The organism is Mycobacterium sp. DL592 (genome assembly GCF_011694515.1).
Taxonomy (GTDB): Bacteria; Actinomycetota; Actinomycetes; order Mycobacteriales; family Mycobacteriaceae; genus Mycobacterium.
In genome coordinates, this window is record NZ_CP050192.1 from 3,919,608 (window position 1) to 3,939,606 (window position 19,999).

The 19,999-nt window shown below is 68.1% G+C and carries 16 protein-coding genes and 1 riboswitch; of the genes, 10 read left to right on the forward strand and 6 right to left on the reverse strand.

What is annotated here, in order from left to right; translation table 11 throughout:
- The first annotated feature begins 11 nt into the window (after positions 1-11).
- Together HBE64_RS18860 and HBE64_RS18865 are read left to right on the forward strand one after the other, a co-directional pair.
- On the forward strand, positions 12-1,058 hold the full coding sequence (locus HBE64_RS18860) for an alpha/beta hydrolase (RefSeq protein ID WP_208300504.1): 1,047 nt from the start codon (positions 12-14) through the stop codon (positions 1,056-1,058).
- Positions 1,058-2,077: an alpha/beta fold hydrolase gene (locus tag HBE64_RS18865; RefSeq protein WP_167105566.1), complete on the forward strand. Its 1,020-nt coding sequence runs from the start codon at positions 1,058-1,060 to the stop codon at positions 2,075-2,077. Before HBE64_RS18860 ends, HBE64_RS18865 begins: the two co-directional genes overlap by 1 nt.
- Here the strand turns inward: HBE64_RS18865 and HBE64_RS18870 are convergent.
- Positions 2,074-2,874, reverse strand: coding sequence for an exodeoxyribonuclease III (locus tag HBE64_RS18870; protein WP_167105569.1), 801 nt, complete (start codon positions 2,872-2,874; stop codon positions 2,074-2,076). The two genes, HBE64_RS18865 and HBE64_RS18870, sit on opposite strands and share 4 nt — an antisense overlap.
- A 50-nt stretch (positions 2,875-2,924) precedes the next feature.
- Between HBE64_RS18870 and HBE64_RS18875 the strand changes: the two genes are divergently transcribed.
- Positions 2,925-3,767, forward strand: a complete 843-nt coding sequence (locus HBE64_RS18875; protein ID WP_167105572.1) for an alpha/beta fold hydrolase — start codon at positions 2,925-2,927, stop codon at positions 3,765-3,767.
- 10 nt (positions 3,768-3,777) lie between these two features.
- On the opposite strand, the gene HBE64_RS18880 is transcribed toward HBE64_RS18875, so the two are convergent.
- Positions 3,778-6,015, reverse strand: a complete 2,238-nt coding sequence (locus HBE64_RS18880; protein WP_167105575.1) for an NADP-dependent isocitrate dehydrogenase — start codon at positions 6,013-6,015, stop codon at positions 3,778-3,780.
- Between the two features lie 173 nt (positions 6,016-6,188).
- A riboswitch (SAM riboswitch) is annotated at positions 6,189-6,309 on the forward strand.
- 44 nt (positions 6,310-6,353) lie between these two features.
- Here HBE64_RS18880 and HBE64_RS18885 point away from each other — a divergent pair.
- From HBE64_RS18885 to HBE64_RS18905, 5 genes are read left to right on the forward strand one after another with little or no spacing between them, the layout of a single operon-like run.
- A complete protein-coding gene (locus HBE64_RS18885) occupies positions 6,354-7,715 on the forward strand; it encodes a bifunctional o-acetylhomoserine/o-acetylserine sulfhydrylase (protein WP_167105578.1) in 1,362 nt (453 codons plus the stop codon).
- An 11-nt stretch (positions 7,716-7,726) separates the two neighbouring features.
- On the forward strand, positions 7,727-8,866 hold the full coding sequence (locus HBE64_RS18890) for a homoserine O-acetyltransferase (RefSeq protein WP_167105581.1): 1,140 nt from the start codon (positions 7,727-7,729) through the stop codon (positions 8,864-8,866).
- On the forward strand, positions 8,863-9,597 hold the full coding sequence (locus tag HBE64_RS18895) for a class I SAM-dependent methyltransferase (protein ID WP_167105584.1): 735 nt from the start codon (positions 8,863-8,865) through the stop codon (positions 9,595-9,597). Before HBE64_RS18890 ends, HBE64_RS18895 begins: the two co-directional genes overlap by 4 nt.
- 11 nt (positions 9,598-9,608) lie before the next feature.
- Positions 9,609-10,781 carry a GGDEF domain-containing protein gene (locus HBE64_RS18900; protein WP_167105587.1) on the forward strand — a complete coding sequence of 391 codons (1,173 nt, stop codon included), beginning with the start codon at positions 9,609-9,611 and terminating at the stop codon, positions 10,779-10,781.
- 11 nt (positions 10,782-10,792) lie between these two features.
- Positions 10,793-11,956, forward strand: a complete 1,164-nt coding sequence (locus HBE64_RS18905; protein WP_167105590.1) for a diguanylate cyclase — start codon at positions 10,793-10,795, stop codon at positions 11,954-11,956.
- Positions 11,957-11,960: 4 nt separating this feature from the next.
- Here the strand turns inward: HBE64_RS18905 and HBE64_RS18910 are convergent, their stop codons facing one another.
- The 4 genes from HBE64_RS18910 to HBE64_RS18925 form a co-directional block, all read right to left on the reverse strand.
- Complete coding sequence (locus tag HBE64_RS18910) at positions 11,961-13,472, reverse strand: FAD-dependent monooxygenase (protein WP_167105593.1); 1,512 nt, start codon at positions 13,470-13,472, stop codon at positions 11,961-11,963.
- Positions 13,469-14,086 carry a TetR/AcrR family transcriptional regulator gene (locus HBE64_RS18915; RefSeq protein WP_167105596.1) on the reverse strand — a complete coding sequence of 206 codons (618 nt, stop codon included), beginning with the start codon at positions 14,084-14,086 and terminating at the stop codon, positions 13,469-13,471. The genes HBE64_RS18910 and HBE64_RS18915 overlap by 4 nt, the downstream gene beginning before the upstream one ends.
- A gap of 88 nt (positions 14,087-14,174) precedes the next feature.
- Entirely contained in the window at positions 14,175-14,504 is a 330-nt protein-coding gene (locus HBE64_RS18920) for a DUF3017 domain-containing protein (protein ID WP_208300505.1), read from the reverse strand.
- The gene (locus tag HBE64_RS18925) at positions 14,501-15,349 is read right to left on the reverse strand and encodes a bifunctional methylenetetrahydrofolate dehydrogenase/methenyltetrahydrofolate cyclohydrolase (RefSeq protein WP_167105599.1); all 849 of its coding nucleotides are present in this window, start codon (positions 15,347-15,349) and stop codon (positions 14,501-14,503) included. Before HBE64_RS18925 ends, HBE64_RS18920 begins: the two co-directional genes overlap by 4 nt.
- A gap of 70 nt (positions 15,350-15,419) precedes the next feature.
- Here HBE64_RS18925 and HBE64_RS18930 point away from each other — a divergent pair, with 70 nt between their 5' ends.
- Positions 15,420-16,619 carry an NADH:flavin oxidoreductase gene (locus tag HBE64_RS18930; RefSeq protein WP_167105602.1) on the forward strand — a complete coding sequence of 400 codons (1,200 nt, stop codon included), beginning with the start codon at positions 15,420-15,422 and terminating at the stop codon, positions 16,617-16,619.
- A 37-nt stretch (positions 16,620-16,656) separates the two neighbouring features.
- Positions 16,657-19,239: an FHA domain-containing protein gene (locus HBE64_RS18935; RefSeq protein WP_167105605.1), complete on the forward strand. Its 2,583-nt coding sequence runs from the start codon at positions 16,657-16,659 to the stop codon at positions 19,237-19,239.
- Positions 19,240-19,999: the final 760 nt, after the last annotated feature.

The following is a 19,999-nucleotide window of genomic DNA, read 5'->3' on the forward strand; positions in this document are numbered from 1 at the left end:
CATCCTGCTTCGTGCGCACCTTCGCCGTTCTGCTGTCGTCATTGGCGTTGCTCCTGGCGGCCTGCGGAGGTGGGGGCGGCTCGGGTCAGGAGAAGCGGGCGGCCTCGACCGCGGTGGTGATCGTCTCCGGCGGCGACGCGACGAGCCCGTTCACCACCCCGGATCAGGCGTGCGCCACCGGGCTGGCGGCCGGCAACACCGACACCGCGCTGCGCGAGTATTTGCTCAAGCAGGGCTATGCCGTCTACACCTCACCGGCGATGAACGGTCGCGGTCAGGTGACCGACCAGACCGGGTTCGGCCCGTTCGGGGTCTGCCCGATCACGTTGCCGGAGAACATGACGGTCAACTCGACCGGCAGCATCGATACCGCCGGTGAGCATCTGGCGCGCTTCCTGAACTGGCTGCACACCGACAAGGGCGTCAACGAAGTCGACATCGTCGCCCACTCGATGGGCGGGCTGTATTCGCGGGCGGCGATCCGGGTGTTGACGTCGACCAGCTCACCGGTGAAGATCCGCTCACTGACCACCCTCGGCACCCCGTGGCAGGGCTCGTATCTCTCCGACTACGCCAACAATCTGGTCCCGCTGACCGACTGCCTGGGCGACAAGCTCTGCGAGTCCGCGATGAAGGTCTTCAAAGACCGGGTGTTGCAGCTGATGGCCGGCTCCGGGCGCGAGGTCAACCAGGCCTACCTGATGGGCAAGGACGGCTGGAACGAATTCCAGTCCGGGGTGCTCGACAAGATCCCGGTGGTGCTGATCGGCGGCAAGAAGTTCACGAAGGACGGGCAGGTGAACCCCGCCGTATGGCCCAATGACGGTTTGGTGGCCCTGCAGAGCGCGCTCGCCAAGGACATCAGCGACCCGGTGCTGCCGCACCGGCGCTGCTTCACCTTTGACGACACCCACAGCATCTTCGTCTCGAATGCGGCCGGGCTGGAGTGGAAGACAGCGCTGACGTGGGATCCGCAGGTGTTCGAGGTGGTGCACAAGGCCATCGAGGGCGCACCGAAGGAGCTGGAGACCCCCAATCGGGAAGGTTGCCCGAGCTAGTGCGGCGGCTGCTCGCTGCTGCCGCCTGCCTCCTGCTCGTCAGCGGCTGCAGCAACGACGGCACCCCGGCGCACGACAGCACCGCCCGCGCCGTGGTCGTCGTCTCCGGACTGGCCAGCGACAGCCCGTTCACCACAACGCAGAGCGCCTGCGCCGACGGATTGCCCGCCGGCAGTGCCGATTCCGCCATCCGCGACGACCTGGTCAGCGCTGGCAAGGCGGTCTTCACCGCACCCGCCTACCCCGGCCCCGGGCAAGTGCGCGACCAGTCGGGCTTCGGCGCCTTCGGTCAATGCCCTGCGCCGCTACCGGACACCATGACGATCGACAGCACCGGCAGAATCGACACCGCCGGCGACCACCTGGCCCGGTTCCTCGACTATCTGCACACCGACAAGGGCGTCGACGAGGTCGACCTGGTCGGCCATTCGATGGGCGGGCTCTACGCCCGCGCGGCCATCCGGGCACTCACCGCCGCCGGCTCCCCGGTGAGGGTGCGCTCACTGGTCACCATCGGAACACCTTGGCAGGGCTCGTATCTGGCCGACTACGCCGAAGGAGCGGTGCCACTGACGGCGTGTGCCGGTGACCAGTTCTGCGAGAGCCAGATGCGCGGGTATGTCAAGGACGTCGCGCAGGTGTACCCGTCAGGCTCGGCGCACCAGCTCGACGCGGGATTCCTCAAGGGCTGGAACGACTCTCACGTCGGCGCGCTCGACGCCATCCCCGTCACCCTGATCGGCGGCAGCCGGTTCGCCAGGCCCGGCGATCCCGCGGTGTGGCCCAACGACGGCATCGTCGCCCTGCGCAGCGCGCTGGCCGTCGACGTCAGCGACAGGGTCCTGCCGCACCGGCGCTGCTACACCGTCGACGACACCCACAGCGACTACGTCTCGATGGTCAGCAACCTGCCCAGACAGACCGCGCTGACGTGGGACCCGCGGGTGCTCGATGCCGTCCGCGCCGCGATCGAGCACAGCAGCCTCGACGGGCCGAACCGCACAGATTGCCCGGCTTAACCGAATTCGACTGTCACCGGGGCGTGGTCGGACCACCGCAACGCGTACGCCGCGGGCTTCTCCACCCGCGCGGCAACTGTCCGGGCAGCCAGGGATTCGCTGGCCAAGTGGTAGTCGATACGCCAGCCCGCGTCGTTGTCGAACGCCTTGCCCCGCCACGACCACCAGCTGTACGGCCCGGGCACGTCGGGGTTCAGCCGGCGCATCACGTCCACCCAGCCCGACTCCATGACCTCGGTGAGCCACTGCCGCTCGCCGGGCAAGAAGCCCGCCTTCTTCACGTTGGCCTTCCATGCCTTGATGTCGTTCTCGGTGTGCGCGATGTTCCAGTCGCCGCAGATCACCGCGTCACGCCCGTCGGCGGCCAGCTCGCTCATCCGCTTGGACATGGCGGACATGAACCGCTCTTTCTCCAGCTGCCGGTCGGTGCCGGCTTCACCGGTGTGTACGTACACGCTGCCGACCGTCGCCTCGCCCACATCGACCTCGATATAGCGACCATGCAGCTCGAATTCTGTTGCAGACAGCCCGATTCGGACTGCAGAGAAGGGTGTGCGGGACAGCACGGCGACTCCGCTGCGGCCCTTGAGATGGGCGCCCGCCGAAGCCACGTGCCACCCGTCGGCCACCGCCGGAGCCAGCGCCTCGGCCAACTGCTCGTCATCGGCCCTGGTCTCCTGCAGGCACACCACGTCGGATGCCGTGTTCGACAGCCAGGCCAGCAGGCCCAGGTTCTCCGGTGAACGCTCGCGCACCGCGGCACGCACCCCGTTGACATTGATGGTCGTGACGATCACGGGAGAAAACCTACCTTGCGGTACCGGCGGTATCACCTTACGGTCGGGGTATGGCACCACGCGAACCGATCCACTGCGGTTCCGGTAGTGAACCGGTCCTGCTGCTGCACCCGTTCATGATGTCGTCGTATGTGTGGAAGGACGTCGCACCGCGGCTCGCGGCCAGCGGCGACTACGAGGTGTTCGCACCGTCGATGGCAGGCCACAACGGGGGCCCACCCACCCGGTCCTGGTTCCTCGACACCGCCACACTGGCCGACCACGTGGAGCGCCAGCTCGACGAACTCGGTTGGGGCACAGCCCATATCGTCGGCAACTCGCTGGGCGGCTGGGTGGCCTTCGAACTCGAACGGCGCGGCCGCGCCCGCACCCTGACCGCGATCGCACCGGCCGGCGGCTGGCACCGGTGGTCGCCGGTGAAGTACGAGATCGTGGCGAAGTTCGTCGCCGGCGCCCCGGTCTGGCTGACCGCCCTGATCCTGCGCGAGCGGGCGCTGCGGCTGCCGCTGGCCAAGCGGGCGGCCAGCGTGCCGATCAGCGCCACCCCGGCGGGTCTGTCCGACACCGAGCTGACCGAGATCATCGACGACGTCACCCACTGCCGGGCCTACTACCAACTGCTGATCAAGGCCCTGCTGCTGCCGGGGCTGATGGAGCTCACCGAGACCAGCACCCCGACCCACCTCGTGGTCTGCGAGCGTGACCGCGTCCTGCCCCACCCGCGCTTCACCAAGCACTTCCTGGCGCACATCCCGGCCATCGACAAAGTCACCACACTCGATGGCGTGGGCCATATTCCGATGTTCGAGGCACCGGACCGGATCGTCGAGCTGATCGCCGGCTGGGTCGACGCGCACACCACGCAGCAGCGCGCCGACGGCCGCGGAGCCTAACCCCCGGGTCTCAGCCCTTCGCGGTCTCCAACAAGGCGTTGAACGTCTTGCTCGGCCGCATCACCGCGGCGGTCTTCTCCGGATCCGGGTAGTAGTAGCCGCCGATGTCGACGTGGCCGCCCTGGACCTCGTTGAGTTCGGCGACGATGGTGTCTTCCTTCGCGGCCAGCTCCTTGGCCAGCGGGGCGAAATGCGCTGCCAGCTCGGCATCTTCGGTCTGCGCCGCCAGTTCGGCCGCCCAGTACAGCGCGAGGTAGAACTGGCTGCCCCGGTTGTCCAGCTCGCCGGTCTTTCGGGACGGACTCTTGTTCTCGTCCAACAGCTTTCCGACGGCGGTGTCCAGCGTGGTCGCGAGCAGCTTCGCCCGTACGTTGTCGGTCTTGTTGCCGAGGTCCTCCAGGCTGGCACCGATGGCGAGGAACTCGCCCAGGGAGTCCCAGCGCAGGTGGTTCTCCTCCACCAGCTGGCTGACGTGCTTGGGTGCCGAACCGCCAGCACCGGTCTCGTACATCCCGCCACCAGCCATCAGCGGCACGATCGAGAGCATCTTGGCGCTGGTGCCCAGCTCCAGGATCGGGAACAGGTCGGTCAGGTAGTCACGCAGGATGTTGCCGGTGGCCGAGATGGTGTCCTGCCCGCGGATCAACCGCTCCAGGGTGTAGCGCATGGCCCACACCTGGGGCAGGATCGTGATCTCCAGGCCCTCGGTGTCGTAGTCCTTGAGGTAGGTCTTCACCTTCTTGCGCAGCTCGTTCTCGTGCGGACGCTCGTCGTCGAGCCAGAACACCACCGGCATCCCCGATACCCGGGCCCGGTTGACGGCCAGCTTGACCCAGTCCCGGATGGGCGCATCCTTGACGATCGGCATCCGCCAGATGTCGCCCTCTTCGACGTTCTGGCTCAGCAGCACCTCGCCGGTCTCGTTGTCGACGATGTCGGCGACACCGGCCTCGGGGATCTCGAATGTCTTGTCGTGGCTGCCGTACTCCTCGGCCTTCTGCGCCATCAGCCCGACATTGGGCACGGTGCCCATGGTGGTCGGGTCGAACTGGCCGTGGGTCTTACAGAAGTTGATGACCTCTTGGTACATCCGGGAGAAGGTCGACTCGGGGTTGACGGCCTTGGTGTCCTTGGTACGGCCGTCGGCGCCGTACATCTTGCCGCCGAGGCGGATCATCGCGGGCATCGAGGCGTCGACGATGACATCGCTGGGCGAGTGGAAGTTCGAGATGCCCTTCGCCGAGTCGACCATAGCCAGCTCCGGCCGGTGCTCGTGGCAGCGGTGCAGGTCTTCGATGATCTCTTCGCGCTGTGAGGCGGGCAGCGCCTCGATCTTGTCGTAGAGGTCGGACAGGCCGTTGTTGACGTTGACGCCGAGTTCGTCGAAGAGGGCCTCGTGCTTGGCGAAGGCGTCCTTGTAGAACACCTTGACCGCATGTCCGAACACGATCGGGTGGCTGACCTTCATCATGGTCGCCTTGACGTGCAGGGAGAACATCACGCCCGTCTTGTAGGCGTCCTCGATCTGCTCCTCGTAGAAGTCGATCAGCGCCTTCTTGCTCATGAACATGCTGTCGATGACGTCGCCGGCGTCGAGCTTGACCTCGGGCTTGAGCACGATGGTCTCCCCGCGCGAGGTCTTGAGCTCCATCCGCACGCTGCGCGCCTTGTCCAAGGTCAGCGACTTCTCACCGTGGTAGAAGTCGCCGTGCTTCATGGTCGCCACGTGGGTGCGCGACGCCTGCGACCACTTACCCATGCTGTGCGGGTGCTTGCGGGCGAACTCCTTGACCGCATTTGGCGCCCGACGATCGGAGTTGCCCTCCCGCAGAACGGGATTGACCGCGCTGCCGAGCACCTTGGCGTAGCGGGCCTTGATCGTGCGTTCCTCGTCGGTCTTGGGGTCGTCCGGGTAGTCCGGCAGGTTGTAGCCCTTGGCCTTCAGTTCCTTGATGGCAGCCGCCAGCTGGGGCACCGAGGCGCTGATGTTGGGCAGCTTGATGATGTTGGCCGACGGGTCCTGGGTGAGCTCGCCGAGTTCGGCGAGGTTGTCCGGCACCCGCTGCTCCTCGGTGAGGACGTCGGAGAACTCGGCCAGGATGCGGGCCGCCACGGAGATGTCGCTGGACTTGACGTTGATACCGGCCGGCTCCACGAAGGTGCGCAGGATCGGCAGGAATGCGTACGTCGCGAGCAGCGGCGCCTCGTCGGTGAGCGTGTAGATGATGGTCGGCTGCTGGTCGCTCATGTGCTGTTTCTCCAGGCGTCGTCTTGCGTCAGATTCAGTGGCGGCTATCAGTATCGCGTCGCACCCGACGCTACGTGAGGGCGGTCCACGCATCCGTGAAGAGGTCTGCGTCACATTCTGCTTACCGGTAACCCGCTGGCCAGCGGTCCATCCTGTGCGTTAACCTTGACGACGGTCATGAGTGCCAGCGTCAAGCCCCGGCTCGCTGGCCGGCAACCCTCCAACCGCGGTGGGGTGCCCCGGGTGATTGACCAGGTTGAGCAGCTGTAGCCGGCTGCACGGCAAGCGCGGGTCCGCACGACGACGGGCCCCGGACGAGAGATAGGGGCAGTTCTGTCATGAGCACACCTGAAAACGAGGACCCGACCGCCAACTGGTCGTTCGAGACCAAGCAGATCCACGCCGGGCAGACCCCGGACGCGGCGACGCATGCCCGGGCCCTCCCGATCTACCAGACCACGTCCTACACGTTCGATAACACCGATCACGCGGCGGCGCTGTTCGGTCTGGCCGAACCGGGCAACATCTACACCCGGATCATGAATCCGACCCAGGACACCGTCGAGCAGCGCATCGCCGCCCTCGAAGGTGGGGTCGCGGCCCTGTTCCTGGCCTCCGGCCAGGCCGCCGAGACACTCGCGATCCTCAACATCGCCGGCGCAGGCGACCACATCGTGGCCTCGCCCCGCCTCTACGGCGGCACCTACAACCTGCTGCATTACACGCTGCCCAAGCTCGGCATCGAGACGACATTCGTCGAGGACCCCGACGACCTGGACTCGTGGCAGAAGGCCGTGCGGCCCAACACCAAGGCCTTCTTCGCCGAGACGATCTCCAACCCGCAGATCGACATCCTCGACACCCCCGGGGTGTCCGGTGTGGCCCACCGCAACGGCGTGCCGTTGATCGTGGACAACACCATCGCGACGCCGTACCTGATCCAGCCGATCGCCCAGGGCGCCGACATCGTCGTGCACTCGGCCACCAAGTACCTCGGCGGGCACGGCACCGCGATCGCCGGTGTGATCGTCGACAGCGGCAACTTCGACTGGACCAGCGGCAAGTTCCCCGGCTTCACGACCCCGGACCCGAGTTACCACGGTGTGGTGTTCGCCGATCTCGGGGCGCCGGCCTATGCGCTCAAGGCCCGGGTGCAGTTGCTGCGCGACCTGGGCTCGGCGGCGTCGCCGTTCAACGCCTTCCTGGTCGCCCAGGGCCTGGAGACGTTGAGCTTGCGGATCGAACGCCACGTCGCCAACGCCCAGCGGGTCGCCGAATTCCTGGCGGGCCGCGAGGACGTGGTGTCGGTTAACTACGCCGGACTGCCCAGCTCGCCGTGGCATGAGCGGGCAAAGAAGCTGGCGCCCAAGGGAACCGGCGCGGTGCTGTCCTTCGAACTGGCGGGCGATGGTCCTGCGGGCATCGAAAAAGGAAAGGCCTTCGTCGACGCGCTGACCCTGCACAGCCACGTCGCCAACATCGGCGACGTGCGCTCCCTGGTGATCCATCCGGCGTCGACCACCCATCAGCAGCTCTCGCCGGAAGAGCAGCTGGCCACCGGTGTCACCCCGGGTCTGGTTCGGCTGGCAGTCGGCCTGGAGGGGATCGACGACATCCTGGCCGACCTCGAACGCGGCTTCGCCGCGGCCTCGTCACTGTCCGCGGATGCTTCCGACCCGCGGGCCGTCGCGGCCTTTTGAGGGAGCCCGACGTGACCATCTCTGATGAGCGAACTGTGACACTGCCCGCCGAGGGCGAGATCGGTGTGGTCGACATCGGCCCGCTGACGCTGGAAAGCGGCGAGGTACTGGAGAGCGTCTCGATCGCGGTGCAACGCTGGGGCGAGCTCTCCCCCGACCGCGACAACGTGGTGGTGGCGCTGCATGCCCTCACCGGCGACTCCCATCTGACCGGACCTGCCGGCCCCGGACACCCGACCCCGGGCTGGTGGGACGGCGTGGCCGGACCCGGCGCACCGATCGACACCAACCGCTGGTGCGCGGTGGCCACCAACGTGCTCGGCGGGTGCCGCGGCTCGACCGGACCCAGCTCGCGGGCCCGCGACGGCAAGCCGTGGGGTTCGCGCTTCCCCATCATCACCGTGCGCGACCAGGTGGCCGCCGACGTCGCCGCGCTCGCCGCGCTGGGCATCACCGACGTCGCCGCCGTCATCGGCGGGTCGATGGGCGGCGCGCGGGCCCTGGAGTGGATGGTGGGCTACCCCGACCGGGTGCGCGCCGGACTGGTGCTCGCGGTCGGCGCGAGGGCGACGGCTGACCAGATCGGCACGCAGAGCACCCAGATCGCGGCCATCGAGGCCGACCCGAACTGGCAGGGCGGCGACTATCACGGCACCGGCCGCAATCCCGATGTCGGACTGCAGCTGGCCCGCCGGTTCGCCCACCTGACCTACCGCGGTGAGGTGGAGCTCGACACCCGGTTCGGCAACGACGCCCAGGGTGACGAGGATCCGCTGACCGGTGGCCGCTACGCCGTGCAGAGCTACCTGGAATACCAGGGCGCCAAGCTGGTCGACCGGTTCGACGCAGGCAGCTACGTGACGCTCACCGAGACGCTGTCCAACCACGACGTGGGCCGCGGACGTGGCGGGGTGGGTGCCGCGCTGCGGTCCTGCCCGGTGCCCGCGGTGGTCGGCGGGATCACCTCAGATCGCCTGTATCCGCTTCGGCTGCAGCAGGAGCTGGCTGACCTGCTGCCGGGGTGCACCGGACTCAACGTGGTCGAGTCGATCTACGGCCATGACGGTTTCCTGGTCGAGACCGAGGCGGTGGGCCAGTTGATTCGCCGCACGCTCGATATCGCCGACGGTGACGGGGAACGCCGGCGGTGACCGAGTCACGGCGCCAACGTTCACTGTCATTCGGGTCCGAAGCCGCCGCCTACGAACGGGGCCGCCCGTCGTATCCGCCCGAGGCGATCGACTGGTTGCTGCCGCCGGGTGCACGTGACGTGCTCGACCTGGGTGCGGGGACCGGCAAGCTGACGACCCGCCTGGTCGAGCGCGGGCTCGATGTGATCGCCGTCGACCCGATCGCCGAGATGCTGGAACTACTGAGCTCGGCCCTGCCCGACACCCCGGCTCTGCTCGGGACTGCGGAGCAGATCCCGTTGCCGGACAACAGCGTTGACGCGGTACTGGTGGCACAGGCATGGCACTGGTTCGATCCCGAGCAAGCGGTGGCCGAGGTGGCGCGGGTGCTGCGTCCCGGCGGCCGGCTCGGGCTGGTGTGGAACACCCGCGACGAACGGTCAGGCTGGGTCAAGGATCTGGGCCGCATCATCGGCCACGAGAACGATCCGTTCAACGACGAGGTCACTCTGCCGGAGCCGTTCGTCGACCAGGAGCGCCACCACGTCGAGTGGACGAGTTACCTGACACCCCAGGCGCTGATCGACCTGGTGGCCTCCCGCAGTTACTGCATCACCTCGCCGGCGGCGGTGCGCACCCGTACCCTTGCCGAGGTTCGCGAACTGCTGGCCACCCATCCGGCACTGGTCAACTCGACCGGTCTGGCGCTGCCTTACATCACGGTGTGTGTTCGGGCGACGCTGCGCAATTAGGGTGGTGGGCGATGGTCTCCGCTCAGCAATGGCTTGCCACCCTGTCGGCCGCCGGCGTGCCCGCCTTCCACTGCCGGCGGGCGGCTGACGGATTGTCGATCGTGGCCCGCACGCCCGGGTTCATCGGCGTCATGCAGGAGGCCAGCGGCCGGCTCGACGAGCGGTCCCTGCTGGACCGGCTGGCTGACCAGTGGCCGACAGGGCCCGGCCCGGCGCCGTTCACGATTGCCGCCGACAGCGAACCCGACTGGGAATGCGTCCTTCGCAGTGCCGACCCCGCGCAGGGCGACTACCTGGCGATCGTGCGCATGCCCGAAGACCTGCCGACACGCGACGACGCCTTCTTCACGATTGTGGAGAACCTGCCCGACGTCGTCACCCGTTACAGCCTCGACTTCCGCTGCATGTATGCCAATCCGGCACTGAGCACGATCACGGGCACGCCCGCCGAAGCCCGCCTGGGCAAGACGTACGCCGAGATCGGCGCCCCCGCCGAGCTCACCGCCGATTTCGAGGCCGCCTACCAGCGGGTGATCGACACCGGCGACCCGGTCGAGATGGGCTTCGACTATCCCGGGCCGGACGGCGTACGCCACTACCTGGGCCGGGCCACCCCCGAGTTCGATGAGACCGGACAGGTGTGTTCCATCCTGTCGGTGGTCCGCGACATCAGCGAGGTCCGGCGGCTGCAGCTCCAGTTGGAGCAACTCGCCCGCACCGACCCGCTGACCGGACTGCTGAACCGGCGCAGCTTCACCGCGCTGCTCGAGGGCGAGCTGGATCTGGTCCGGAGCGGCCAGCGCGGCTTGAGCCTGCTGCTGCTGGACCTCGACAATTTCAAGGACATCAATGACCGGTTCGGCCATACCGCGGGTGACCGGGTGCTCGAGACGGTGGGGCGAATCCTGACCGCGGAAACCCGCCCGCGAGACATCACCGCGCGGCTGGGCGGCGACGAGTTCTGCGTCGCCCTCATCGACACCGACGCCACCAGCGCCCACTTCGTCGCAAACCGGATCGGCCGACGGGTCAGCGGTATCACCCACGACGACGGCCGGCCACTCGAGTTGTCGGTGAGCGTCGGTGTCGCTGCGGCAGAGCAGCAGGACATGACGGCACAGGACCTCCTGTCACGCGTCGACGTGCTGATGTACAAGGTGAAGTCGGGCGGGAACCAGGGCTAAAGTCCGTAGCCATGGGCGATCAGTGGCTGCGCTGGTTTGCCGCATCGGCAGTCCCGGCTTTCCTGTGCCGGCGAGATGGGCTGCACGTCGAGATCGTCTCTCGAACACCCGAGTTCGCCGCTGCCGTCGATCCGCGGACCGGCCAGCTCGACGAACTCGCCATCCGCAGCAGGCTGGAATCGGCGTGGCCCGAGAACGCCAGTTCGCCCGCGATCGCACATCTGCCCGCTTCGCCGGACTGGCAGTGCGTAGTACAGGCGCTCGACAACCCGCCCGACCAGTGCCTCGGAATTCTGCGGCGGACGACGCCCCGCCAGCGCTACAACGAGGCGTTCTATGCGATCGCGCAGGCGTTACCCGACATCGTTGCGCGCATCGACCGCAGCCATCGCCATGTCTACATCAACCCCAGCATCGAGCGGGTGACCGGGATTCCGGCCCAGGCGTTCATCGGCAAGAGCAAGCGGGAACTCGGGCTGCCGCCGGAACTGGTGGCGCAGTGGGAGTCGCTGGTGGACCGGGTGGTGGATAGCCAGCAGCCCGCCGAAGAGGAGCACGAGCTTCCCACGCTGCACGGGCCTCGCACCTTCCTGACCCGCGCGGTCCCCGAACGTTCCGCCGACGGCGTCGTCCGCACCGTGCTCAGCACGTCCCACGACATCACCCATCTCAAGGCACTGCAGCGCCAGTTGGCCGAACTGGCCAGCACCGACCCCCTGACGTCGGTACTCAATCAGCGCGGTTTCACCGAACGACTGCAGACGCAGCTCTCCCGCGTACGCGACGGCCGCGGGAGGCTGAGCGTGCTGCTGCTCGACGTCAACGACTTCAAGTCCGTCAACGACACGTTCGGCCATCTCGCGGGCGACAACGTGCTGAAGGCCATCGGCGAAGCGCTCCAACTCGAAGCCGGACCCGACGATTTCGTCGGCCGCCTCGGTGGCGACGAGTTCTGTGTCGCCCTCGTCGATGCCGACGCCGCACGGGCCGGGGCGACTGCCGAGCGGATTCGCCGGCGCATCGGCGGCTATCGCGTCGACGGCAGCGAGTATGGCGTCAGCGTGAGCATCGGCCTGGCGACCGCCGATGACAACGATGTCGCGGTGGCCGATCTCATGACGCGGGTGGATCGGCTGATGTATCAGGAGAAGTCCCGCCGTACCGCCCGGCGCTAGCCCGTCAGGCGGCCGCCCCGAACCAGCGCTCGAGCGCCACCGCGAGGTTTGTGTCGTCGCCGGCCGCGAATTGGTCTGTCGCCCAAGCGACATAGCCGTCGGGCCGGATCAGTATCGCGTCAGGCCCTCCGGTGAGCCGCCCGGTCACCACATCGACGCGCTGCGTCCAGCCGCGCGCGGCGTCGGCCGCCGCGCCGCCGCCCAGGTCGAGAAGCACGGGCCGGGCCCGGTGCAGCATATCGGCGACGCGGCGCCCGTCGTCGAGGGTGAGGTCGGGCACCAGGTGTCCCGACAGGGTGTGGTCGTCGCCGGTGGCATAGCGCACGTCTGAGCCTGCGAGCAGGTTGGCGAAGTAGTCCACTACGTCGGGGATGTTCATCAACTCACCGAACAGCGTTCGCAATGATCCGATTTCGGGACCAGGTGCCATCAGGGCGATCTGCGCCAGCGAGTGCATCATGACCCGCTGGCCCACGGGATGGCGTTCGGCTTCGTAGGTGTCGAGCAGCCCCGGCGGCGCCCACCCGTTGGTGTCGGCGGCCAGCTTCCAGCCGAGGTTCACCGCATCCTGCAAGCCGAGGTTGAGTCCCGGGCCACCCATCGCCGAGTGGACGTGGGCGGCGTCGCCGAGCAAGAGCACCCGCCCGGCCCGGTACCGCTCGGCCTGCCTGGTGTTCTGGCCATTGATGCGGCGCAGCGCATGCGGGCCCGGCCCATGCGGTGCCTCGATCGGCACGTCGACACCGAGCACGCGGTGAAGGCTGGCACGTAGCTCCGGGATCGACATCGGCCCCTGTTCGCCGGCCTGACCGTACTCGAGGGTGCCCAGCAGCGGATCCCCCGGCTGAAAGGGCGCGAAGATCACCATTCCGTTGTCGAACCGATTGTGACCGAAGGCAATCCGGCCGAATCCAGGGACGAGCAAGCTGCCGTCCTCGGCCTTTGACTCCGGCGGAACGTGGACGTGGGCCAGCCTGGCGACGGTGTTCGACGTCGTGCCCGCGAAGCCGATGCCGGTGCTCTTGCGTACCAGGCTGCGCCCGCCGTCGGCGCCGACGAGGTAGCGGGCGTTGAGGGTGTAGCCGCCGCCCGGGCCCGCCACGGCGATCGCCACGTCGTCGTGGCCCGGTTGCAACCCGGACAGCTCGTGGCCCCACCGCAGGTCCACCCCGAGATTGAGCGCCCGCTGCGCCAGGAACCGAACCAGACGAGGTTGCGGCATCAGCATCGCCCGCATCGGATTGTCGGCGCGCCCGGTCAGATCTAGTGACATTCCGGAGAACATCCAGGCGGCCGCGGGCTGAGGCGGCTCGGTGGAGCCGGTGAGCGGGCCAAACAGCCCGCGCATGTCGAGCATCCGAACCACCTGGCCGACAAGGCCGTTGGCCTTTGGCTCGTCGCTGGGCCCGGGCAGGGCGTCGAGCACGACGGGCGTGATGCCGGCCAGCGCGAGCTCGCAGGCCAGCATCAGTCCGTTGGGGCCCGCACCGGAGATGACGACGTGATGGGTTTTCATGACGACTTTCTGTTCGGTTCGGGCAGGCCCGCGGCGACGTCGGCGAAACCGCGCCGCATCAAGCCGACCACCGGAACGGGCGGATCGGCCCTGACGTAGGCGTCCATGGCAGCTTCGGCGACGGCCCGGATGCTGGCGGCGACGAGGCGGGGATACATGTCCCGCTCTGGGTCGGTGCCGGTGCGTTCGGCGATGGCCTGCACCCATTCGGCCATCAGGTTGTTGGCCAGCGCATTACGCACTTCGATTGCCATGCTGAGTTCGACAAGTTGGTCGAGCTGCTTGCGGGTCGGCGCGTGATCCTCGCCCAGTTCGGCAACAAGCGGGTCGAGCACCGACTCGGTGATTGCCGTCCACAGCGGCTCGTGTGCGGGCCATTCCCGAAAGACCTTGAGGCTGCGGCGCATCCGCTCGATCTGACGGTATGCCACCGCCTCGTACTTGCCGGCGAAGTAGTTGTTGAACGTCCGCAGTGACACACCGGCCCGCTCGGCGATGGCCTCTCGGGTGACGTTGTCGATTCCGCGCTCGAGGACCAGGTGGAGTGCGGCATCGCTCAATGCCCGGCGGGTTTCAACCTTCTTGCGCTCACGCAAGCCCTGCGGTGCAGTCATGTGCCCACCGTACGCCCGAACTTGCCTACCATGCAAAATTGCCTAGTAGGCAAGTTCTGCCGGGGCGTCCAGTGGCCACTCGGCCGGGCTACGACGTGCCCAGCGGGTCGATGGTCGAAGCCACGTAGATCATGACCACGCACAACGTTGTCATGGTGGCGAAGTCCAGACTGCGGGAGCGCACCACCAGCAGACCGGCGCGCTCGTCGGAGAGCACCAGCCGCAGCGCGGCGGCCACCCCGACCGCGATGCCGATCAGCAGCGAACCGCGCCGCCAGAAGCCCGCGGCCACCAGCACGAAGGCCAGCAGGAACACCGCGATCACACTCAGGATCGGCCACTGCGACCGCACAACACGTCGGGCGAAGGAGACCACCTCGTCGCGCGTCGGCGGCCGGCGGCGCACCCGAGCGGTCACCGGGCCCCTTCGGCGGCCTCGACGACGTTGGTCAGCAGGAAGGCCCGCGTCAGCGGCCCGACCCCGCCGGGGTTCGGCGAGATGTGCCCGGCGATCTCCCACACGTCGGGGTGGACGTCTCCGGTGAGCTTGCCCTCGACCCGGCTCACCCCGACGTCGACCACCGCCGCGCCCGGACGGACCATGGCGGGCGTCAGCATGTGCGGCACCCCGACGGCGGCGACGATGATGTCGGCCTGCCGCGTCAACGCGGCGAGATCGCGGGTTCCGGTGTGGCACAACGTCACTGTCGCGTTCTCGGTGCGGCGGGTCAGCAGCAGCCCCAGCGGGCGGCCCACCGTGACACCGCGGCCGATCACCACCACGTGGGCACCGTCGATCGGGACGTCGTAGCGGCGCAGCAGGTGCACGATGCCGCGCGGGGTGCACGGCAGCGGCGCGTCCTTGCCGAGCACCAGCCTGCCCAGGCTGATCGGGTGCAGTCCGTCGGCGTCCTTGCTCGGGTCGATCCGTTCGAGCGCGGCGTTCTCGTCGAGGTGGCGCGGCAGCGGAAGCTGCACGATGTAGCCCGTGCAGTCCGGGTTCGCATTGAGCTCGTCGAGGGTGTCCTCGAGCTGCGCCTGGGTGATGTCAGCGGGCAGGTCCCGGCGAATCGAGGTGATACCGACCTTGGCGCAGTCGGCGTGCTTACCGCGCACGTAGGCGTGTGAACCGGGATCGTCGCCGACGAGAACGGTGCCCAGTCCGGGAGTGCGTCCGGCCGCGGTCAACGCCGCCACACGTTCGGTCAGGTCGACGAAAATCTCGTCGCGGGTGAGCTTGCCGTCCAAGGTGATAGCGACCACGGATCGTATTGTTCCATTGACCGGCTACCCATCGTTGACAGCACTGATCACCACGTGGTCAGCTGCGCTCATGAACAGTGCGCCAGATGTGTTCAGTCCGGCCAAACTCGGCCCGATTACGCTGCGCAATCGCATCCTCAAGTCAGCCACCTTCGAAGCCCGCACCCCCGACGATGTCGTCTCCGACGATCTGATCTCGTTCCACCGCCAAATCGCGGCCGGCGGGGTGGGCATGACCACGGTCGCCTACACGGCGGTGAGCCAGGGCGGGCGCACCAACGGCGGGCAGATCTGGATGCGCCCGGCGGCCGTTCCCGGCCTGCAACGCCTCGCCGACGCCGTCCACGCCGAGGGCGCCGCGATCAGCGCGCAGATCGGCCACGCCGGCCCGGTGGCCAACGCGCGTTCGAACAAGGCGCCCGCGCTGGCACCGGTGCGCTTCTTCAACCCGCTGTCGATGAAGTTCGCCCGGCACGCCAACCGTGACGACATCACCGACGTGATCGCCGCGCACGCCGCGGCCGCCCGGTTCGCCATCGACTCCGGTTTCGACGCCGTCGAGATCCACCTGGGCCACAACTACCTCGCCAGTTCGTTCCTGTCGCCGATGATCAACCGGCGCTCCGACGAGTTCGGCGGGTCGCTGGAGAACCGCGCCAAGGTGGCCCGCTCGGTCGTGATGGCGGTGCGCCGCGAGGTCGAGCGGCTGGGCCCGGCACCGATCGCGGTCACCGCCAAGCTCAACATGTCCGACGGCGTGCGCGGCGGCATCAGCATCGACGAGTCGCTGCAGACCGCGCGCTGGCTGCAAGACGACGGCGGTCTGGACGCCCTCGAGCTGACCGCCGGAAGCTCGCTGCTCAACCCGATGTATCTGTTCCGCGGCGACGCACCGGTCAAGGAGTTCGCCGCGGCGCAGAAGTGGCCGCTCAACTGGGGCATGCGGATGACCGGCACGAAGTTCATGCGGGAATACCCCTACGAGGACACCTACCTGCTGCGCGACGCGCTGAAGTTCCGCGCCGAGCTGACCTTGCCGCTGATCCTGCTCGGCGGCATCACCAACCGCGACACCATGGACCGCGCGATGGCCGACGGCTTCGAGTTCGTGGCGATGGGCCGCGCCCTGCTGGCCGAACCGGACCTGCTCAACCGCATCAAGGCCGACGGCGATGCGCATTCCGTGCAGTCGCTGTGCACGCACTGCAACAAATGCATGCCGACGATCTACTCGCGGACGATCTGCGTCGAAACGGGCGCTCCCGCCTGACGGGCGAGGCGGGGCGCTACCGATAGAGTTGGTAGCGATGAGTCGACCTTCCGCACCCGCGCTGACCGTTCGGTACGACGGGGCGGAGCGCACCTTCGCCGCAGGCCACGACGTCGTGGTCGGCCGCGACCTTCGTGCCGATGTCCGTGTTGCCCACCCGCTGATCTCGCGCGCACATCTGGTGCTTCGCTTCGACAACGGCCGCTGGCTGGCCATCGACAACGGCTCGCTCAACGGGATGTTCATCAACGGCAGGCGGATTCCGTCGGTCGATATCGCCGACGGGATGACCGTCAACGTCGGCAACCCGGACGGGCCCGCCCTGCGCTTCGCGGTCGGCCGTCATCAGGGGACGGTAGGACGCCCACCGCAGACTTCCTCGGTGCGCGTCTCGGCGCCGCCGTCGTCACCCTCGTGGCCGGCCGCGCCCAGCCAGGGACCGGCGACCGCCAACGCCTGGCCGCCGCCACCGGCGCGACCGCAGCCCGCCTATCAGCCGCCGCCGGCCTACCCGACCAGCGGTTCACCCGCGCAGCCGACGTATCCGACCCGGCCGCCGAGCGCGCCGGCACCGGTGCCCCCGCCGCCGGCCGCCGCACCGACCCAGATGCGGCCCGCGGCAGGTAAGCCCGCCGCGTCGTCGAACATCGCGACGTCGATGCTCAAGATCCTGCGGCCCGGCGCGCCCAGCGAGGTGCCGCCCGGCGGTATCAAGATCGGCCGCGCGACCGACAACGACATCGTCATTCCCGACGTGCTGGCCTCGCGCCACCACGCGACGCTGATCCCGACCCCGGGCGGCACGGAGATCGTCGACAACCGCAGCATCAACGGCACGTTCGTCAACGGCACCCGGGTCGACACCGCGATGCTCAACGAAGGCGACACCGTCACCATCGGCAACATCGACCTGGTGTTCGCCGGCGGCACGCTGGCCCGGCGCACTGAGACCGAGGCCGCCACCGCCACCGGCGGTCTGGACGTGCGCGGCGTGACGTGGACGATCGAGAACAACAAGACGCTGCTGGACAACATCTCGCTGACCGCGCGCCCCGGCACCCTCACGGCGGTCATCGGTCCCTCGGGTGCGGGCAAGTCGACGTTCGCGCGGCTGGTCGCCGGTTACACCCATCCGACAAGTGGCACAGTCACTTTCGAGGGACACAACGTCCACGCCGAGTACGCCTCACTGCGCTCCCGGATCGGGATGGTGCCCCAGGACGACGTGGTCCACGGCCAGCTGACGGTCAACCAGGCGCTGATGTACGCGGCCGAGCTGCGGCTGCCGCCGGACACCACCAAGGAGGACCGCCAGCAGGTGGTGGCCCAGGTGCTCGGGGAGCTGGAGATGACCCAGCACGCCGACACCCGGGTGGACAAGCTGTCGGGCGGGCAGCGCAAGCGCGCCTCGGTGGCGCTGGAACTGCTGACCGGCCCGTCGCTGCTGATCCTGGACGAGCCCACCTCGGGCCTGGACCCCGCGCTGGACCGGCAGGTCATGACGATGCTGCGCCAACTGGCCGACGCCGGCCGCGTGGTGCTGGTGGTCACCCACTCGCTGACCTATCTCGACGTGTGCGATCAGGTGCTGCTGCTGGCGCCGGGAGGCAAGACCGCGTTCTGCGGCACCCCTAGCCAGATCGGCCCGGCGATGGGCACCACAAACTGGGCCGACATCTTCAGCGCCGTGGCCGGCGATCCCGACGCCGCTTATCAGCGTTACCTGGCCCAGACCGGTCCGACTCCCCCACCGCCGCCGGTGGAGGCGCCGTCGGACATCGGCGAGCCGACTCATACCAGTCTGCTGCGCCAATTCTCGACGATCGCGCGGCGCCAGATGCGGCTGATCATCTCCGACCGCGGCTACTTCGCGTTCCTGGCGCTGCTGCCGTTCATCATGGGTGTGCTCTCGCTGTCGGTGCCGGGCACCGTCGGCTTCGGGGTGCCCGACCCGATGGGCAACGCCCCCAACGAACCGGGTCAGATCCTCGTGCTGCTGAACGTCGGTGCAATCTTCATGGGCACCGCCCTGACAGTGCGCGATCTGATCGGCGAGCGGGCGATCTTCCGCCGTGAGCAGGCGGTCGGGTTGTCGACGACGGCGTATCTGCTGGCGAAGGTGTGCATCTACGCGGTGTTCGCGATCGTGCAGTCCTCGATCGTCACGGCCATCACCATCGCCGGCAAGGGCGCCCCGACGCAGGGTTCGCTGACGTTCCTGTCGCCGACGCTGGAGCTGTTCGTGGTGATGGCGGCGACGACGGTCACCGCCGCGATGGTGGGTCTGGCGCTGTCGGCGCTGGCCAAGTCCAACGAGCAGATCATGCCGCTTCTCGTGGTGGCGGTGATGAGCCAGCTGGTGTTCTCCGGCGGCATGATCCCGGTGACCGGCCGCCTAGTGCTCGACCAATTGTCCTGGTTCACCCCGGCGCGCTGGGGCTTCGCCGCCTCGGCCTCGACGGTCGACCTCATCAAGCTGGTGCCGGGACCGCTGACCCCCAAGGACCGGCACTGGGAACACACGGCGTCGGCGTGGTGGTTCGACATGGGGATGCTCGGCGCGCTGTGCGTCGGCTACCTGAGCTTCGTGCGATGGAAGATTCGGCTCAAGAGCGCATAACCAGCCACGCAATCAAGGAGTGGGGCGCAGCGCAGCTGCACGCCACTCCTTGATGCAGTGGAGATCCGATCAGTGCGGCGGGCACACGATCGGCAGAATGCACAGGTCCGACAGAAACTGACCCACTGGGCCGAGCACGGGACCACCCGGGCCGGGTCCGAAACCGCCGGGACCACCCGGACCGCCTGGGCCACCAAATCCAACGGGACCAACTGGACCCCCGGGACCGCCGAAACCACCGGGACCACCCGGGCCGGGTCCGAAACCACCGGGACCACCCGGGCCGGGTCCGAAACCACCGGGACCACCACCGGGACCGCCGGGGCCACAGGGCATTCCGGGCATGCACATCCCCGGTGGTTCGGCCTGTGCGACTGGTGCGGCCACGCCGCCGAGCGCCAACAGCACACCACCGCCGGTTATCGCCACCGCGGCCGTGCGCCCCATCCGGGTCACTACTGTTTTGGGGAACATCGCCCCTCCTTACCTGTTGATACTGCTCACTGCGACTTACTTACACCGCCGAGACATCTCGGCGGAGACCCATTAGGGCGCTGGCGGGGAGGTCTCTGAAACACAAGCCCTGACAGCGCTTTCCCACGCTTTCTCGTCGGCACTCGGTGGCTGTTCGCCGCGCGGCACGCCGTGTTCGATCAAGCACCGGGAAAACCCGAGCCCCACCTGCGGCGCCTGAGTCTCGATGCTCGACCACGTCGCCGGAGCAGGCGCCGGAAACGGTGCCACGTCACCGGACAGCGAA

Bases quoted from the DNA above. Each gene is read 5' to 3' on its own strand.
- HBE64_RS18875 (WP_167105572.1), top strand. From the start codon at position 2,925: ATGGCACCACGCGAACCGATCCACTGCGGTTCCGGTAGTGAACCGGTC.
- HBE64_RS18880 (WP_167105575.1), bottom strand. From the start codon at position 6,015: ATGAGCGACCAGCAGCCGACCATCATCTACACGCTCACCGACGAGGCG.
- HBE64_RS18885 (WP_167105578.1), top strand. From the start codon at position 6,354: ATGAGCACACCTGAAAACGAGGACCCGACCGCCAACTGGTCGTTCGAG.
- HBE64_RS18900 (WP_167105587.1), top strand. From the start codon at position 9,609: ATGGTCTCCGCTCAGCAATGGCTTGCCACCCTGTCGGCCGCCGGCGTG.
- HBE64_RS18905 (WP_167105590.1), top strand. From the start codon at position 10,793: ATGGGCGATCAGTGGCTGCGCTGGTTTGCCGCATCGGCAGTCCCGGCT.
- HBE64_RS18910 (WP_167105593.1), bottom strand. From the start codon at position 13,472: ATGAAAACCCATCACGTCGTCATCTCCGGTGCGGGCCCCAACGGACTG.
- HBE64_RS18915 (WP_167105596.1), bottom strand. From the start codon at position 14,086: ATGACTGCACCGCAGGGCTTGCGTGAGCGCAAGAAGGTTGAAACCCGC.
- HBE64_RS18930 (WP_167105602.1), top strand. From the start codon at position 15,420: ATGAACAGTGCGCCAGATGTGTTCAGTCCGGCCAAACTCGGCCCGATT.
- HBE64_RS18935 (WP_167105605.1), top strand. From the start codon at position 16,657: ATGAGTCGACCTTCCGCACCCGCGCTGACCGTTCGGTACGACGGGGCG.